This window comes from Mesorhizobium sp. CNPSo 4661 (assembly GCF_057784215.1).
In genome coordinates this window covers 188,510-204,464 of the sequence record NZ_JBWGIO010000005.1, presented here as the reverse complement: position 1 = coordinate 204,464, position 15,955 = coordinate 188,510, and the positions used below count along the sequence as shown (strand labels likewise).

15 protein-coding genes are annotated in these 15,955 nt (G+C 63.5%); 11 read left to right on the top strand and 4 right to left on the bottom strand.

What is annotated here, in order from left to right; translation table 11 throughout:
- Nucleotides 1-132: 132 nt before the first annotated feature.
- A complete protein-coding gene (locus AC0YKC_RS09480) occupies nt 133-1,416 on the top strand; it encodes an efflux RND transporter periplasmic adaptor subunit (RefSeq protein WP_434724241.1) in 1,284 nt (427 codons plus the stop codon).
- Nucleotides 1,413-4,496: an efflux RND transporter permease subunit gene (locus tag AC0YKC_RS09475; protein ID WP_320296607.1), complete on the top strand. Its 3,084-nt coding sequence runs from the start codon at nt 1,413-1,415 to the stop codon at nt 4,494-4,496. Before AC0YKC_RS09480 ends, AC0YKC_RS09475 begins: the two co-directional genes overlap by 4 nt.
- A gap of 206 nt (nt 4,497-4,702) precedes the next feature.
- On the opposite strand, the gene AC0YKC_RS09470 is transcribed toward AC0YKC_RS09475, so the two are convergent.
- Nucleotides 4,703-5,158 carry a L,D-transpeptidase gene (locus tag AC0YKC_RS09470; protein WP_488510897.1) on the bottom strand — a complete coding sequence of 152 codons (456 nt, stop codon included), beginning with the start codon at nt 5,156-5,158 and terminating at the stop codon, nt 4,703-4,705.
- 349 nt (nt 5,159-5,507) lie between these two features.
- Here AC0YKC_RS09470 and AC0YKC_RS09465 point away from each other — a divergent pair, with 349 nt between their 5' ends.
- Entirely contained in the window at nt 5,508-5,840 is a 333-nt protein-coding gene (locus AC0YKC_RS09465; protein ID WP_434724242.1) for a hypothetical protein, read from the top strand.
- A gap of 33 nt (nt 5,841-5,873) precedes the next feature.
- The gene (locus tag AC0YKC_RS09460; RefSeq protein WP_434724243.1) at nt 5,874-6,038 is read left to right on the top strand and encodes a hypothetical protein; all 165 of its coding nucleotides are present in this window, start codon (nt 5,874-5,876) and stop codon (nt 6,036-6,038) included.
- A gap of 57 nt (nt 6,039-6,095) precedes the next feature.
- Here the strand turns inward: AC0YKC_RS09460 and AC0YKC_RS09455 are convergent, their stop codons facing one another.
- The gene (locus AC0YKC_RS09455; protein ID WP_488510896.1) at nt 6,096-6,797 is read right to left on the bottom strand and encodes a winged helix-turn-helix domain-containing protein; all 702 of its coding nucleotides are present in this window, start codon (nt 6,795-6,797) and stop codon (nt 6,096-6,098) included.
- Nucleotides 6,798-6,842: 45 nt separating this feature from the next.
- Between AC0YKC_RS09455 and AC0YKC_RS09450 the strand changes: the two genes are divergently transcribed.
- Nucleotides 6,843-7,619: a response regulator gene (locus AC0YKC_RS09450; RefSeq protein ID WP_488510895.1), complete on the top strand. Its 777-nt coding sequence runs from the start codon at nt 6,843-6,845 to the stop codon at nt 7,617-7,619.
- Between the two features lie 251 nt (nt 7,620-7,870).
- Nucleotides 7,871-9,973: an ATP-binding protein gene (locus AC0YKC_RS09445; protein ID WP_488510894.1), complete on the top strand. Its 2,103-nt coding sequence runs from the start codon at nt 7,871-7,873 to the stop codon at nt 9,971-9,973.
- Nucleotides 9,974-10,208: 235 nt separating this feature from the next.
- Here the strand turns inward: AC0YKC_RS09445 and AC0YKC_RS09440 are convergent, their stop codons facing one another.
- Entirely contained in the window at nt 10,209-10,619 is a 411-nt protein-coding gene (locus AC0YKC_RS09440) for a hypothetical protein (protein WP_488510893.1), read from the bottom strand.
- 220 nt (nt 10,620-10,839) lie between these two features.
- Between AC0YKC_RS09440 and AC0YKC_RS09435 the strand changes: the two genes are divergently transcribed.
- A complete protein-coding gene (locus tag AC0YKC_RS09435) occupies nt 10,840-11,070 on the top strand; it encodes a hypothetical protein (protein WP_488510892.1) in 231 nt (76 codons plus the stop codon).
- Between the two features lie 27 nt (nt 11,071-11,097).
- Entirely contained in the window at nt 11,098-12,300 is a 1,203-nt protein-coding gene (locus tag AC0YKC_RS09430) for an aromatic ring-hydroxylating oxygenase subunit alpha (protein WP_320296598.1), read from the top strand.
- Nucleotides 12,301-12,476: 176 nt separating this feature from the next.
- On the opposite strand, the gene AC0YKC_RS09425 is transcribed toward AC0YKC_RS09430, so the two are convergent.
- Nucleotides 12,477-13,895, bottom strand: a complete 1,419-nt coding sequence (locus tag AC0YKC_RS09425; RefSeq protein ID WP_488510891.1) for an aminotransferase — start codon at nt 13,893-13,895, stop codon at nt 12,477-12,479.
- Between AC0YKC_RS09425 and AC0YKC_RS09420 the strand changes: the two genes are divergently transcribed.
- Genes AC0YKC_RS09420 through AC0YKC_RS09410 form a run of 3 tightly spaced genes read left to right on the top strand, consistent with a single transcriptional unit; the run spans nt 13,884 to nt 15,924 of the window.
- On the top strand, nt 13,884-14,192 hold the full coding sequence (locus AC0YKC_RS09420) for a hypothetical protein (protein ID WP_488510890.1): 309 nt from the start codon (nt 13,884-13,886) through the stop codon (nt 14,190-14,192). The two genes, AC0YKC_RS09425 and AC0YKC_RS09420, sit on opposite strands and share 12 nt — an antisense overlap.
- The gene (locus AC0YKC_RS09415) at nt 14,189-15,106 is read left to right on the top strand and encodes an ABC transporter permease (protein ID WP_488510889.1); all 918 of its coding nucleotides are present in this window, start codon (nt 14,189-14,191) and stop codon (nt 15,104-15,106) included. Before AC0YKC_RS09420 ends, AC0YKC_RS09415 begins: the two co-directional genes overlap by 4 nt.
- Entirely contained in the window at nt 15,103-15,924 is an 822-nt protein-coding gene (locus tag AC0YKC_RS09410; protein WP_488510887.1) for an ABC transporter permease, read from the top strand. Before AC0YKC_RS09415 ends, AC0YKC_RS09410 begins: the two co-directional genes overlap by 4 nt.
- The last annotated feature ends 31 nt before the right edge of the window (nt 15,925-15,955 follow it).

Sequence of the window (15,955 nt, the reverse complement as noted above, 5' to 3'; positions counted from 1 at the left end):
CCCTACATTAGCTTAGGCGGAATTGACAAGACCGTCCAGCCGGTACAGTAAGCCATTTGAAATCGGGACTTATCGTCGATATGTGTCCCGCAATCGATTGTTTTGCCGGTTGCCGGCTCGAGGGGACCATCCGTGAAGCGCTTTTTTATCATCGCCGGATTCTTGCTGCTGCTCGCCTTGGTGTGCGTCGGCATCGTTGGTTTCAACTTCATGCGCGATGCCGGCATCAAACAATTCTTTGCCACCATGAAACCGCCGGCCGCGACGGTCTCGACCGTGATCGTCAAGCCGGCCGAATGGACGCCCGGCGTAGAGGCGATCGGCACCGTCAATGCCGTGCGCGGTGTCGACCTTACCGTCGAAACGAGCGGCATCGTCAAGGACATCCTCTTCCACGCCAACCAGAAGGTTGCCGCCGACGCGGTGCTCTTGCAGCTGGATGATGCGGTCGAGAAGGCCGATCTGGTGGCCCAGAAGGCCCAGGCCGCCTCGGACCAGGCGGCGCTGACCCGCGCGATCGAATTGCAGCGGCGCGGCGTCGGCACGGACGCGACGCTCGATGCCGCGCGTGCCGCGGCGGACGCCTCGGCCGCGCAGGTCAACAAGATGCAGGCCGTGCTCGACCAGAAGCAATTGTCCGCGCCCTTCGGCGGCACTGTCGGCATTCCGAAGATCGACGTCGGCCAGTACCTGGCCCCAGGCAACTCGGTCGTGACGATCCAGGATCTCGACACGATGCGGGTCGACTTTACCGTTCCCGAGCAGCAGCTGCCGCTGCTCAAGATCGGCCAGACCGTCAAGCTCGGCAGCAACCTCGTCGACATGACCTTTGCCGGCTCCATTCGTGGCATCGACCCCAAGATCGACCCGGCAAGCCGGCTGGTCTCGATACGTGGCGAGGTCGCCAATCCGGAAGGCAAGCTGACGCCTGGCCAGTTCGTGCAGGTCCGTGTCGAGCTGCCGCAGGAAAACAATGTCATTTCCGTGCCGCAGACGGCGGTGACGACCAGCCTTTATGGCGATTATGTCTTCGTGGTCGAGCCGGCGAAGCCTGCCGAGGGTGCCGCTGCCGCGCCGGCGAAGCCGGATGAGCAGAAGGCCGACGCCGCCAAGCCTGCGGACAACGCAGCAAAGTCGGCGGACACGAAGCCGGCAGACAAGGCGGCCGGCGACGCCGCCAAGCCAGCCGACGCCGCCAAGCCGGCCGAGGCCGCGCAGCAGCCTGCGCTCACCATCTCGCAGGTGTTCGTGAAGCTCGGCCGCCGCAACAACGGCATGGTCGAGATCGCCGAAGGCCTCAAGGAAGGCGACCAGGTCGTCACGGCCGGCCAGAACCGGCTCTTCAACGGCATGTCGGTTGCCGTCGACAACACCATCGATCCCAGCAAATCGGCGAACAAGCAGGTTCAGCAATGAGCTTTTCCGACCTCTTCATTCGCCGGCCGGTGCTCTCGACGGTGCTGGCCTGCATGATCCTGCTTCTGGGCTTCCAGGGCATCTTCGGCCTGTCGATCCGCCAGTATCCCAAGGTGGACGAGACGGCGATCACCGTCACCACGGCCTATCCCGGCGCCAGCGCCGACCTGATCCAGGGCTTCATATCGGCCCCGATCGCGCGCGCCGTCGCCTCTACCGAAAACATCGACTACGTGACCTCGTCCAGCCGTCCGTCCTCGAGCACGGTGACGGTGCAGATGAAGCTGGGCTCCAATCCTGACGTGGCGCTGGCCGAGGTGTTGTCCAAGGTCCAGGGCGTGCGCGGCACCTTGCCGACCGCCTCGAAGGATCCGGTGATCGTCAAGGGCACCGGGCAGCAGTTCGCGATGATGTACATCTCGATGCAGAACCCGAACATGACGAAGGAGCAGCTCACCGAATATATCGAGCGCGTCATCCGGCCTCGCATCTCGACCGTGGAAGGTGTCGCCGACGTTCAGATCTTCGGCGCCCAGGAATATTCCATGCGCATCTGGATCGATCCGATCCGGCTTGCCGCCCGTGGCGCAACGGCCGTGGACGTGCTGACCGCGATCAACAACTCGAACTTCCTGTCGGCGCCCGGCAACACCCAGAACGAGTATGTGGTCTCCTCGATCGCCGTGCATTCGACCCTGCAGACGCCCGAGGCCTTCGCCCAGTTGCCGATCCGCTCGACGGACGGGCAGGTGGTGCGCCTGCGGGATGTCGCGCGTGTCGAGCTCGGCGCGGCCAACACCGACACCAGGGTGAGCTTCAACGGCAAGCCAGGCACCTTCCTTGCCATCTTCCCGACGCCTGCCGCTAACCCGCTGACGACCGCGGCCGCGGTCACCAAGCTCGTGCCGGTGATCCAGGAAACGCTGCCGAAAGGCATGACGATCGAGGTCGTCTACGACGCCACCGGCCAGATCAGCGCCTCCATCGAGGAGGTGTTCAAGACCATCGGCGAGGCCGTCGCCATCGTCATCGTGGTCATCCTTCTGTTCCTGGGCTCGTTCCGCTCGGTGATGATGCCGATCGTCACCATCCCACTGTCACTGATCGGTGTCTGTTTCATTCTGTTTTCGGTCGGCTACTCGATCAACCTTCTGTCGCTGCTGGCCATGGTGCTGGCGATCGGCCTTGTCGTCGACGACGCCATCGTGGTGGTGGAGAACATCCACCGCCACATGGAGGAAGATCACATGTCGCCGATGCAGGCGGCCTTCAACGGCATGCGCGAGATCGCGACGGCCATCGTGGCGATGACCATCACGCTCGCCGCCGTGTTCGCCCCGCTTGCCTTCACCGGCGGCCTGACCGGCGCGCTGTTTCGCGAATTCGCGGTGACGCTGGCCGGCTCCGTGGTGTTGTCGGGCCTGATCGCCATGACGATCACGCCGATGATGTCGGCGCGTTTGCTGAAGGCGGGCCAGCACGGCCGCTTCCAGCGCATCGTCGATGGGACCTTCAGCCGCGTCGAGCGCGTCTATGAACGGGCCGTCACCGCTTCGCTCAGGAACCGGCCGGTGACGCTGATCATCGTCGTCGCGCTTGTCGCCCTCACCGGCTTCATGTTCACCAAGACTTCGACCGAACTCGCGCCGGAAGAAGACCAGGGCTTCCTCCTCTCGATCGTGACCGCGCCGCGCTATGCGACGTCGGATTACACCGAGACCTATGTCAACCAGATCCTCGGCCTCGTGAAGGATATTCCCGAGACCAGGGCGCAGTTCTCGGCCGTTGCCTTTGGCGGCGCCACCAACAGCGCCTTTGTCGGTTTCGCCTTCAAGGATTGGGCGGACCGCAAGCGCAATTCGAAGGAACTACAGGCCGACATCACCGCACGGCTCGCCAAGGTCGCCGGCGTTCAGGCCTTCGTCTTCGCGCCGCCGACGCTGCCCGGTTCCGGCGGCGGCCTGCCGATTTCCATGGTCGTGCGCTCCACCGGCGACCCCTCGGAAGTGTTCGAGCAGGCCGAGAAGATCAAGAGCAAGGCGCAGGCCTCGGGCCGCTTCATCGTCGTGCAGAACTCGATGGCTTACGATGCGCCGCAGGTGACCGTCACCATCGACCGCGAGCGCGCGGCGGCGTTGAACCTGCCGATTGCCGATATCGGCAACACCTTGACGCTGCTTGTCGGCGGTGCCGAGGTGGCGCAGTTCGACCGCGATTCCAACAGCTACGACATCATCCCGCAGGTGCCGCAGGAGTTCCGCGACAATCCCGCAAAGCTCGGCGAATATTTCGTTCGCAGCGTCGACGGCAAGATGGTGCCGCTGTCGGCGGTCGTGAAGATCTCGACCAACGCCTCGCCGGCGGCCATCGAGCAGTTCAACCAGCTGAACTCCTCGACGATTTCGGCCCTGCCGCTGCCGGGTGTAACCACCGGCGACGGCTTGCAGGTGCTGGAGAACCTCGCCAAGGAGACCCTGCCCGACACCTTCTTCATCGATTATTCCGGCCAGTCGCGACAGGAGAAGGAACAGGGCAACACCATCCTGATCGCCTTCGCGGCGGCGGTGGTCGTGATCTACCTGGTGCTGGCGGCCCAGTTCGAGAGCTTCCGCGATCCGCTGATCATCATGATGGCGGTGCCGCTGTCGATCTTCGGCGCGATCGTGCCGCTCAACATCGGCCTGGGAACGCTCAACATCTACACCCAGGTCGGCCTGATCACGCTGATCGGCCTGATCACCAAGCACGGCATCCTTTTGGTGGAATTCGCCAACCAGCAACGTGAAATGCACGGCATGCGGCGCCGCGACGCCATCATCGCTTCGGCCAAGGTGCGCCTGCGGCCGATCCTGATGACGACGGCCGCCATGGCGCTCGGCGTCGTGCCGCTGATCGTCTCCAGCGGCGCGGGTGCGGCCGCGCGTTATTCGATGGGCCTGGTCATCTTCACCGGCATCCTCGTCGGCACCATGTTCACGCTCTTCGTCGTGCCGATGTTCTACACCTTCATCGCCAGCAAGGACCTGCCGCATCTCGCCGAGAAGCCCGATCCGAAGCTGATGCCGGCGCTGCCGAGTTGAAGCAATAGCGAATAGCGAATAGGGAGTAGCGAATAGGAGAGAATGGCGTTCGTGCGACGGCGCGTCTCCTACTCGCTATTCGCTACTCCCTACTCGCTCCGGAACGAAAAGAGGCCGGAAATTCCGGCCTCTTTTTTTGGCGGTTGCCCCACGGCTTCGGCGCTATTTCCGAAGGCGGCAGCCCGCCTGCTACTTTGCCCAGCCCGTTACTTGACGATCACGATGCTGGTGTTGGCAGGGCCGAAGGCCTCGACCAACTGATAGAAATCGGCCGCCGCATCGGGATGCAGCCGCACGCAGCCATGCGAGGCGGGACGGCCGAGACGGCTGATGGCGTAGGTGGCGTGAACGGCGTAGCCGCCGCTGAAGAACACCGAATGCGGCATCGGCGCGTTGTCGTATTTCTTCGAGTACCACATCTCATGCAGGCGGGTCGGCTTGAACGAGCCGGTTGGCGTGATGTGCCCCCTGGCGCCGGTCGACACCTTCCAGGTGTAGGTCGGGCGGCCGTCGACCGTGACTTCCATGATCTGGTGCGACAGCGAGACCTTGGCGACGATCTGGTTGGCATGCGCGGCATTGCCGGCGCCGAAGAGCAGCGCAGCACCCGTGAGCGCGGCGGCGGTGATGTTGATGAGCTTGGCGGAAATGGCGGTGTGCATGACGGTCCCTCTGTTTTTTGCCGTTGTGTCCGGCTTCAATTTCGATGGGCCCTTATCGTGCCCGACCGTTTCAGACCTATTTCGCTTGATGCTCGTTTCTGTTTCGAATTCGTTTCCAAAAATTAACAGGACGTCCCGTCGGCGGATTCTGCCAGACCTTTCCAAGAGTAAGCGATCCAGCGCCGGACAATAGGCTCAGACTGGAAACGAAAGTTCATTTCACATGTATATGAAAGAGGCGGAGCCATTTTCGAAACCAATCTGCAACAAAGTGCAGCCACGGCGGCATGATCTGGATACAGGCCGGCGTCAGATTTGACGCAACGGGAACAGACATCTGCAAACGAAAATGGACAGGAAATCGAAACTCCGCTCCTGGCTTCTCAGGATCAGCGTCGCGGCGATCGTGCTCGGCGGCGCCGGCTCGGTGGCCGGCAACCCGGCGACGACGCTGGCGGCGATGAGCTCCGGCGAGGTTTCGACACTGCACATGGCTCTGTTCATCGCCACGGTCTGGATTGTTTCCAGCCTGCGCGTCCACCGGTTGAAGGCCCTCTGGCGGGTCGGCCTTCGGCTGATGAGGACACGCGGCCCCTCCGGCTACTTGCTGCCGAGAGGACCGAAGGCCCGCGCCGCAGCGGGGGGCTCCGTCAGCGGCGCGGGCGCTTCGGGAGTTTCCTGAAGCACCACAATTTCGAGTTAGGGGATTATCGAGATGAAGACGAAATTTGCCGCTTCCGTGCTTTCCGCGCTGCTCTACGCGCAGGGTCTGCTCGGCTTCGCCGCGCTGGCGACGGTGCTGCTCAAGGAGCGCGCCAGGGCCGAGATAACCGCCAGCGCCGACCTTCCAACCGGACCCTCGGTTATCGTGGTGCGCTGAGCGCCAGGCGTCGGACCCAGAATGACCATCGCTTTGGGAAATCCGATGCTCGAAAGCCTACTCGTTGCGCGGAACCGGCGGATCGAAGCGATAGCCGGCGCCCCTGATGGTGGTGATGGTCTCGGTGTCGAGCTTGCGCCGCAGCCGCACGATGCGCGAGTCGATCGAACGGTCGAAAGCGTCGGCATTCTCGGCCGGAGCCGCGGCAATGATGTCGTCGCGCGTCAGCACCTTGCGCGGGCTTGCCAGGAACAGCTTGAGCAGCGCCACCTGCCCCGGAGAAAGCTGATCCTCGGTACCCGAACGATGCATCACCATGGCCGACCGCAGGTCGACGGTGGCGTTTTCCAGCACGATCAGTTCCCCAGGGGCCCTGCCGCGTCTCATCAACAGGCCGCCGATGCGCGCGGCGAGCTCGCGCACGTTGAGCGGGCTTTCGATGACGTCGGAGGCACCGAGCTCGAGCGCCAGGACCTTGTCGACGAGGTCGCCCGGCCGGCAGATCAGGATGAAGTCGGGGCCGCCCTCGCCGCCACCGCCTTGGCCGCTATAACGCTTGAGCAGTTCGCGGCTCTCGGCCTGGGTGACGCCGTCGCCGACGATCACGACATCGATACCGCCGGCCGAAAGCAGCGTCTCCGCCTCCCAGGGTTGGCGCGCCTGGCGCACGTCGTGACCGCGCCGGTCAAGATGATTGGCGAGAGCGCCCGCCACCACCTCGGCGACGGACACAAGCGCGATGACGGATCGTGCGGCCATTTTCTTCACCCCGCCACAGACAACTCGAGATGAGTGCTGGACATCATGTTTATACCCAATCTACTTTCCGCTGAAAGCGGGAGCGAGCGCGTCGTGAAGGCACGCATCATCGTCGTCGAGGACGAGCCGGATCTGAGGGAGGCGGTGGCCGAGTATCTCGGCGCCAGCGGCTATGACGTCGTCACGGCCGGGAATGCCGTGGCGGCGCGCGCGCTGTTCGAGGCGCAGTCCTTCCACCTCGCCATCCTCGACATCGCCATGCCCGGCGAGGACGGGCTGTCGCTCGGCCGCTGGCTGCGCTCGAAAACGCAGATCGGCATCATCTACGCCACCGCCGCCGGCACCGCGCTCGACCGCATCGTCGGGCTGGAGCTCGGCGCCGACGATTACATCGTCAAGCCATACGAATTGCGCGAGGTGCTGGCGCGGGTGCGCAGCGTGCTGCGCCGCGTGCCGCAGCCGGCCGAGCCGCAGGCCCAGAAGGCCGAAACCGGCAACCGCCGCTTCATGAATTTCGGCGGCTTCCAGGCCGATTTCGACGGCCGACTGGTCATCGGCGCCAATGGCGCGGTCATCGAGATGGCCAAGAGCGAGTTCGACGTGCTCGAGGTTTTCCTCACCCGCGCCAACCGGCTTCTGACGCGAGCGGCGATTTCGGAAGCCATCGGCTTCGTCGAGGATCCGGAATCCTCGCGCGCGGTCGACATCCGCATCATGCGATTGCGAAAGAAGATCGAGGCTGATCCCGCCAATCCGAAATTCCTGCGCACGGTGCGCGGCGAAGGCTATATCTTCTCGCTGCCGAGCGGCGACGCCAAATAGAGCAATTCCAGGAAAAGTGTGGGCGGTTTTCCGTCCGGAATTGCGTCAAAACAAAGAGATAGGGCGTTTCGCCGTTTCCGTGAAACGGTGAAAAGCACGAGAGCAAGTCCAGGAAAAGTGGGGCGGTAGGCTCGGCACTTCGCCGTAGCCTTCCGTCCGGAATTGCGTCAAAACAAAGCGATAGAGCGGTTGGCCGTTTCCATGGGACGGAGGGACGCCCTGAACGACCGACATCCGGGCCTGGAATGACCATGACTGCTGATGCAGCACGCACCGATATGCATGGCTCGCGTCCGGGCGGCGCCGCGATGGCGGCCGTCCATGTCGTGCGCCGCCTGCGCGAGGCAGGCGACTGGCAGCGCGAGATGGACGATATATTGGGAACGATGTGCCGCAAGATGGAATGCCAGCGCGGCATTCTCTTCCGCCTGCGTGAATTGCCGGGCGAAGGCTTCGCCCAGTCCGTCGCCGCCTACTGGATCGACCCGAACTTCGGCGGCGAGCTGGCCTCGCCCACGGTGATCATGCAGTCGATCATCAACTCGGACTCGCTGCTGGAGCAGTTGCAGGAGGATGAGCGGCAAGGCAAGATTTTCTCCGGCCACACGCGCGACCTCGACGGGTTCCTGCGGGCCGATTTCGACAAGCAGAATATCAAGTCGTTCCTCTCTGTTTCAGTCTTCGCGCATGGCCATCTCTGGGGCACGCTGGCCGTCAACGACTGCGTCGCCGAGCGCGAATGGACGGATGAGGAAGAAGCGACCCTGCACATCATCGCCTTGGCGATCGGCGACGCCATCGAGCGCTCGCCGTCCGAGGCGCATGCCAGCGAAGTGATCCGCCGCACCATGCTGCAGGCCTCGCTCGACGCCATCATCGTCATCGACGAGACGGGTTCGATCATCGAGTTCAATCCGGCCGCCGAGAAGATGTTCGGCTTCCAGCGCAGCGCCATCCTTGGCAAGGACCTGCTCGATACCATCGTTCCGATTTACTACCGCAAGGGCTATGCCTCGGGCGCCGAATACATGGCCGGCCGCGGCGCGCCGATGGTCGGCCAGCGGCTGGAGACCGTCACCCAGAACGCCGCCGGCGAGATTTTCCCGATCGAACTGACGGCGACCGAGATGCGCGTCGCCGACCGCCGCCTGATCTTCGGCTCGATCCGCGATCTGCGCGAGAAGCTGCAGGCCGAGGAGGAGATCAACCGCCAGCGCGAGAAGCTGCACCAGAACGAGAAGATGGCGGCGATGGGCTCGCTGCTTGCCGGCGTCTCGCATGAGCTCAACAACCCGCTGGCGGTGGTGGTGGCGCAGTCGACGCTGCTGCACGAATTCGCCAGCGATCCGCAGACCAAGGTGCGTGCCGAAAAGGTGCGCGCCGCCGCCGAGCGCTGCGGCCGCATCGTCAAGAGCTTCCTGTCGATGGTCAGGCTGCACCCGACCGAGCAGGCCGAGACCGATCTCAACCAGGTGATGCGCTCGGCGCTCGAAGTCACTGCCTATGGCGCGCGCTCCAGCGGCATCATCATCGACACCGACTTCGCCAGCGGACCGCTGCTTGCCATGGCCGACGCCGACCACATCACGCAGGTGGCGGCGAACTTCCTCATCAACAGCCAGCATGCGCTGGCCGGCGTCACCGGCGAGCGGACCATCAAGGTGCGGACGTTCCGCAACGAGCACGGCAATCCGGGCTTTTCCGTCGAGGACAACGGCCCGGGCATTCCCGAGGCGATCCGCGCGCGCATCTTCGAATCCTATTTCACCACCAAGCCGGTCGGCGTGGGCACCGGCATCGGCCTGTCCATCTCGAAATCGATCGTCGAGCGCCACCACGGCAATATCTGGTTCGAGGAAGTCGAGCCGCACGGCGCGCGCTTCGTCGTGCAGTTGCCGGCGATCGCCGGTGAGGCGGCAAAGGCCGGTGAGAGTGCCGTACGCTCGAGCGGACTGCGCCATGCCTTGATCATCGACGACGAACCCGACGTCGCCGGTTCGCTTTCGGATATATTGGAACTGATGGGCCTGAAGTCGCGCATTGTGGCAAGCTGGACGTCCGCCGCCGACGTGCTGAACGGCTATATGCCGCCCGACATTGTCTTTTCCGACCTGCGCATGCCGGGCACCAGCGGCATGTCGATCTATCGCGAACTGCTGGCCGAGAAGCCGGTGCTGGCGAAGCGCTTTGTGCTCGTGACCGGCGATCTGATCGGCGCCAAGGCGGAGATCGAAGCGCTGCCGCCGCAGCAGCGCCCGCAAATCCTGGAGAAGCCGTTTTCGACGCTCGACGTCCGCGGCATCCTCTCGACCGTTGCCGACGAAGCCGCCGCCGACAACAGCGCGCACATCTGAGCCGAACCGCACCGCCGCAGGATCTGGCGAGATTCAGGTCAAGCCGAGCCGAGAGTGATGGTTTCCGAGAACCGGAGCGGAGCGTACTTATAGTACGTGAGCACCGGAAGCGTAGGAAGCCGCCACTCGCAGGCCGGCTTCACCTGAATATCGCCGGATCCGAAAAAAAGAGGCTCCCGACCGACGTAGCGGCGGGAGCCTGACTCGAGCGCGGAGGGTGCGCTCAGGGGAGGTCTTAAAAAACGTTCGGCGTGTTGGTGAGCGGCGCGGCGTTGGCGATCATGCGCACCGCGCGCTCCCTGTGCTGGCCCGACTGCTCAGCGATGGCGCGCAGGCAGTCGATGCTCTCGGCGCCCCAATTTTGGCCCTTGCAGGCAAAATCTATCGAAGGTTCCGGCAGGCGGGCGGTCTTGAGCGTGGTCTGGGCGCCCTCGACGACATTGGCGGGCGGATTGATCGAGGCGAAAGCCGGACCTGAGGCAGGTGCGGCCAGCATGCCGACAAAGGCGCAGGCACCGAGCAGCATGAACATCGCCATCGGATGGTCGCTGGCGCGCTGGCGCAGCGCAAGCTTCGGCCTGCGGTCATTGCGTTCCGGCCCATCCAGGCGGCGATTGGCATCGGCGGCACGAGCTTTCGCAAACATCGTTGTTCCCTTCGTTATCTTTCTTTTTGCTATGAAACGAACATAATCGCACCACGTAACGGCCGGATGATCGGCGGTGATTGCCTGTGTAACAGGATTGAAACAGGCGCCGGACACGGCGGCATTCCCAATCCGCGGCCATTCGACCGGACATCGAAGCTGGTTGGGCTAAAATATGCGCCCGCCGCGCCCGGCGGACTGTAAACAGCCTCACACAGAAATGCCTGAAATCGAGCGCCCCGCCGTTGTCTGCAGCACGCTCGAGATCAATCGAGACATGCCCTCTCCGAGGCAGGTGTCGGCGCTCGCAAACCGCTGTTCCGCTTCCTCGATTAACACCCGGATTTTCCGGGATTTTTCCGGCTCCGGCGGAGACGAACTTGCCGTCACGGAATTTCCGAATTTCCGCAAGCCATTGCATTTCAAAGAAAAATATGTCTATGTTGAATGAGTATTCAACAAAAAGAAGAGCATTCCCATGAACCCGCACCTCCGTGACGTGGCGATCCCCAACGGTTGGGACCGGCGGGGTTTGCCGGGGTGGAGTTACCATTCCAACGCCCTTCTCGAGCTCGAGAAGGAACACGTCTTCCGCAATCACTGGCAGATCGCCGGCCATGTCTCCGACGTGCCCAATTCCGGTGACTATCTGACCATGGACGTCATCGGCGAGCGCGCGCTGATCGTGCGCGGCAGGGACGGCGTCGTGCGCGCCTTCAACAACATGTGCCGCCATCGCGGCAGCCGCGTCGTCGCCGACAGCCAGGGCACCTGCAAGAACGCGCTGGTGTGCCCGTTCCATGGCTGGGTCTACAATCTCGACGGCACGCTACGAGGTGCCGCCCGTCCGCGCTCCTTCCCCGAGCTCGACAAGACCGAATTCGGGCTGATGCCGCTCGACCTCGAAATCTGGATGGGCTTCATCTTCATCCGCTTCCGCAAAGGCGGCCCGCAGCCTTCGGTGGCCGAGCTCTTGAAGCCGATCGAAGCCGAGATGGCGCATTACAACATCGCCGACATGGTGCCGTCCTGGGGCATCTGGACCCAGAAATCGCCGGTCAACTGGAAGTCGGTACGCGACGTCGACAATGAAGGCTATCACGTCGCCATGGCGCATCCGGCGCTGCAGGACCTCTATGGCGCGACCTATTTCGACGAGCCTTTCATCAACGGCGTGTCGCGCTCCTTCGCGACCTACAATCCACATGCCGGTCGGCGCTGGAGTGTCAACCAGTACATCAAGCTCTCGCCCGAGCCGACGCATCTGCCGGAGCATCTGCGCAAGGCCTGGATCTATTACGGCATCTTCCCCAACAACGCGCTGTCGATCATGCCGGAATCCGTCCAGTTCTATCAGGAGTTCCCGCTGTCGACCGGCGAGACGCTGCTGCGCGGCGCCATCTACCGATACAGGGACGAGACGCGCGAGCAGGCGGCGGCGCGCTACCTCGCCTACCGTATCGACCGCGACACGATGAGCGAGGACGTCCAGCTTTCCGTGTGGTCGAACGAATCCATGCTGTCGGAAGCTTTCGAGGGTTTTTATCTCTCCGACCTCGAATATGGCGTGCGCACCCACCACGACCATCTGCGCAAGCAGGTCCCGGTGCTGAACCTCGAGACGGCGCCCGAGGAAAAGGACATGTGGGGATTGAACGACGCGCTGCGGTCGAGGGGGTAGCCCTCTTCCTTCTCCCCGTTCCACGGGGAGAAGGTGCCCGAAGGGCGGATGAGGGGCGGCGCCAGCGGCTTGCTATTGGCTGCGGCCTGGCGCGCTGGACCAAATCTCGCAAGCCGGCGCTGCCCCTCACCTGCCTGCCGGCATCCTCTCCCCGTTGAACGGGGAGAGGAGCGCTCTCATCCCCGCCAGACCCCTTCCTTCCGCAAATCATCCATGGTCCGAGAAATGCCTTCGCGCAGGATCGCCACCATGTCGTCGACCTGCTCTTTGGTGATGATCAGCGGCGGCGACATCACGCACATGTTGATCAGCGGCCGCACCAGAAGGCCGAGCTCGTGGCAATGCGCGTCGATGCGTTTGCCGACATTCTTGTCGAGCTGCAGCGGATCCTTGCTTTCGCGATCGGCGACGCATTCGACGCAAGCCATCAGGCCCAAGCCGCGCACCTCGCCGACCAGCGGCAGCTCCTCCAGCGTCTTCAGCCGCGCCTGGAAATAGGGCGCGATCTCGCGCGTATGGGCAAGCACGCCCTCTTCCAGCAGGTCGAGATTCGCGAGCGCCACCGCGCAGCCGATCGGATGGCTGGTGTAGGTCAGCCCATGGCCGAACAGCGCATCCGGGTGGTTGGAGCGGCGCAGCTCTTCCAGCAGCCGCTCCGAGATGATGACGCCGCCGAGCGGGAAATAGCCCGATGTGACGCCCTTGGCGAAGGTGATCATGTCCGGGTCGATACCGAACACGTCGCCCGAGGCAAAGACGCGGCCGAGCCGCCCGAAGCCGGTCACCACCTCGTCCGAGACATAGAGGATATCGTTGTCGCGGCAGATCTCGCGGATGCGCTTCAGATACCCGTCGGGCGGCACGACGACGCCTCCGGAAGCCTGCACCGGCTCGCCGATAAAGGCGCCGATCCGGTCGGCGCCGACACGCGCGATCGTGTCGCGGAACTGGTCGACAAGGAAATCGGAGAAGGCGGCGATGCTCATGCCTTTCGGGCGCCGGAACGGATCGGGCGAGGACAGCTTCACCACCAGCTCGTCGGCGCCGTCCATCCAGTCGCGGTCGCGCGGACGCCCGTTGAGCGAGGCCGACAGATAGGTCGAGCCGTGATAGGCGCCGCCGCGGCTGAGGATAAGCTTCTTCTCCGGCCGTCCGCGCACATTGTTGTAGAACTGCATGAAGCGCAGCGCCGTCTCCACCGCCGAAGAGCCGCCGGTTGTGAAGAAGGTGTGGCTGAGGTCGCCGGGTGCGGCATCGGCGATGCGCCGGGCAAGCTCGGCCGAGGGCGCGTTCATCGTGTACCAGGGCGTGTTGTAGGAGAGCGCCATCGCCTGGTCGTACATCACCTTGGCCAGCTCCTCGCGGCGATGGCCGAGATTGATGCACCACATGCCGGCCGGGCCGTCGATCAGGCGCTTGCCGGAACCGTCGGTGATGTAGATGCCGTCGCCCTCGCCGATCAGCGCGCGCGCCTCGTTGCCGACCGAGCCGGCATAGGGCCAGGGCTGCACGAGATGGCGCTTGGCGAGCTCGACCACATCGCTATCGCCGGGCTCGATGAGTTCGCCTGCCTTGATCTTGCTTTGAGCCGCCATCTTCGCCTCGCATTGCCAGGATTGCTGAATTTTCGCCGGGTATCAAACGACGTGGAAAACCGTGGAAATTCGGCTTTTCATCACTTCATTTTGAATATCCGTTCAATCAATATTGCAGAAATAGCGCTTGATTTCAATCAGCGGATGCGCTCTTCATTAAAGAAAGCCGGCAAGCCTACGGAGCCACGCGCTCCACGCATAAAATGGGAACGGGCAGTCGGCGTGAGCGAATGGGAAGGCCGCATGGCGGGACAGTCCGAGCCAGCTACTGAGATCACGCCCGGAGCGCTGCAATGACGGCGGCGGCGGAAAGGTCGCCCCCGCTGCGCGTGGCGGGATCGAGACGAAGTCCCCTTCTGCAATCGGAAGCCGTCCAGGGCTTTGCCCTGATCAGTCCGACCTTCGTTTATGCCCTTATTCTTCTCGTCCTGCCGATCCTGGTCGTCATCGCGCATTCCTTCTGGACGCAGAACTATCTCACCATCGACCACACATTCACGCTGGAGAACTACCGGATCGCGCTGACCGAGCCGATCTACCGCGACCTGCTCTGGCGCTCGCTCTACATCTCGCTGACGGTCAGCCTGCTGACCGTGGCGCTTGCCTACCCGATCGCCTATTTCATTTCCTTCCATGGCGGCCGCCACAAGAGCCTGTGGCTGTTCCTCATCACCATCCCGTTCTGGACCAGCTATCTGCTGCGCGTGATGTCGTGGAAGGTGATCCTTGGCTATAATGGCGTGCTCAATTCCGGCCTGATGGGCCTCGGCATCATCGACGAGCCGTCGACGGCTCTGCTTTACAATTCCACCGCCGTCATCATCACGCTGACGCATGCCTGGGCGACCTTCGCCATCCTGCCGATCTTCGTTTCGCTGGAGAAGGTCGACCGTACCCTGGTCGAGGCGGCTACCGACCTCGGCGACGGGCCGCTGCGCTCCTTCCTGCGCATCACACTGCCGCTGTCGGCGCCCGGCGTCATCTCGGCGGCGCTCATCGTCATGATCCCGACGGTCGGCGACTATGTCACGCCCAAGCTGGTCGGCGGCAAGGACGGCGTGATGATCGCCAACGCAATCCAGGCGCAGTTTGGCAAGGCGTCGAACTGGCCCCTGGGTGCCGCGCTCTCCGTCACCACCATGATCATCGTCTCGCTGATGGCCGGCGCCTCGGTGCTGGTCTTCCGCGCCCTGCAGAGGCTGGCACGATGACGGCGATAAGACGTTTCCTGCCCGGCTGGCTGTCGAGTTACGCCATCCTCTATCTGCTTTTCCTCTATCTGCCGGTGATCTTCCTGCCGATCTTCTCGATCAATACGGCAGCGACGCCGAAATTCCCGCTCTCGGGCGTCACGCTGCACTGGTATGAGGACTTGCCGCGCACACCGGCGCTGATCGACGCCACCTGGAACAGCCTGATCGTCGGCGTCTCCGCCTCGATCCTGTCGACGGTGCTGGGCATCCTCGCCGCCCGCTCCATCACCCGCTACCGTTACCCGGGACGCCGTGCCATCAACGGGCTGATCATGGCGCCGCTGGTGCTTCCCGAAGTGATCGTCGCTATCTCGATGCTGCTGGTCATGCTGCAGCTCGGCCTCAGCCTGTCGCTGTTCACCGTCGTGCTCGGCCATGTGCTGGTCTGCATCCCCTATTCGATGACCGTGCTGACCTCCGGCTTCGAAGGTTTCGACCGCAGCCTCGAGGAAGCCTCCGCCGATCTCGGCGAGAGCGCCTTCGGCACCTTCCGGCGGGTGACTCTGCCGATGGTGGCGCCGGCGATCATCTCCAGCCTGCTCGTCTGCTTCACCATCTCGCTGGATGAATTCATCATCGCCTTTTTCCTCACCGGCACCGAGGCGACACTGCCGATCTACATCTGGGGCCAGCTGCGCTTCTCGGCCAAGCTTCCCGGCGTGCTGGCGCTCGGCACCTTGCTGTTGTTCGCGTCCTTCCTGCTGATGACGATTGCCGAAATCCTGCGCCGCCGCGCGGCGAGACGCACCCAGAACGAGGAAGGCCTCTATGCTTGAGCGGGTCCAATCCGAGCGCACGCAATCGGAC

What these genes read in the sequence shown, in the direction of transcription:
- AC0YKC_RS09435 (WP_488510892.1), top strand. Translation starts at nt 10,840, where the DNA reads ATGCCTGAAATCGAGCGCCCCGCCGTTGTCTGCAGCACGCTCGAGATC.
- AC0YKC_RS09410 (WP_488510887.1), top strand. Translation starts at nt 15,103, where the DNA reads ATGACGGCGATAAGACGTTTCCTGCCCGGCTGGCTGTCGAGTTACGCC.
- AC0YKC_RS09425 (WP_488510891.1), bottom strand. Translation starts at nt 13,895, where the DNA reads ATGGCGGCTCAAAGCAAGATCAAGGCAGGCGAACTCATCGAGCCCGGC.
- AC0YKC_RS09460 (WP_434724243.1), top strand. Translation starts at nt 5,874, where the DNA reads ATGAAGACGAAATTTGCCGCTTCCGTGCTTTCCGCGCTGCTCTACGCG.
- AC0YKC_RS09415 (WP_488510889.1), top strand. Translation starts at nt 14,189, where the DNA reads ATGACGGCGGCGGCGGAAAGGTCGCCCCCGCTGCGCGTGGCGGGATCG.
- AC0YKC_RS09440 (WP_488510893.1), bottom strand. Translation starts at nt 10,619, where the DNA reads ATGTTTGCGAAAGCTCGTGCCGCCGATGCCAATCGCCGCCTGGATGGG.
- AC0YKC_RS09445 (WP_488510894.1), top strand. Translation starts at nt 7,871, where the DNA reads ATGACTGCTGATGCAGCACGCACCGATATGCATGGCTCGCGTCCGGGC.
- AC0YKC_RS09465 (WP_434724242.1), top strand. Translation starts at nt 5,508, where the DNA reads ATGGACAGGAAATCGAAACTCCGCTCCTGGCTTCTCAGGATCAGCGTC.
- AC0YKC_RS09450 (WP_488510895.1), top strand. Translation starts at nt 6,843, where the DNA reads ATGTTTATACCCAATCTACTTTCCGCTGAAAGCGGGAGCGAGCGCGTC.
- AC0YKC_RS09475 (WP_320296607.1), top strand. Translation starts at nt 1,413, where the DNA reads ATGAGCTTTTCCGACCTCTTCATTCGCCGGCCGGTGCTCTCGACGGTG.
- AC0YKC_RS09430 (WP_320296598.1), top strand. Translation starts at nt 11,098, where the DNA reads ATGAACCCGCACCTCCGTGACGTGGCGATCCCCAACGGTTGGGACCGG.
- AC0YKC_RS09455 (WP_488510896.1), bottom strand. Translation starts at nt 6,797, where the DNA reads ATGGCCGCACGATCCGTCATCGCGCTTGTGTCCGTCGCCGAGGTGGTG.
- AC0YKC_RS09470 (WP_488510897.1), bottom strand. Translation starts at nt 5,158, where the DNA reads ATGCACACCGCCATTTCCGCCAAGCTCATCAACATCACCGCCGCCGCG.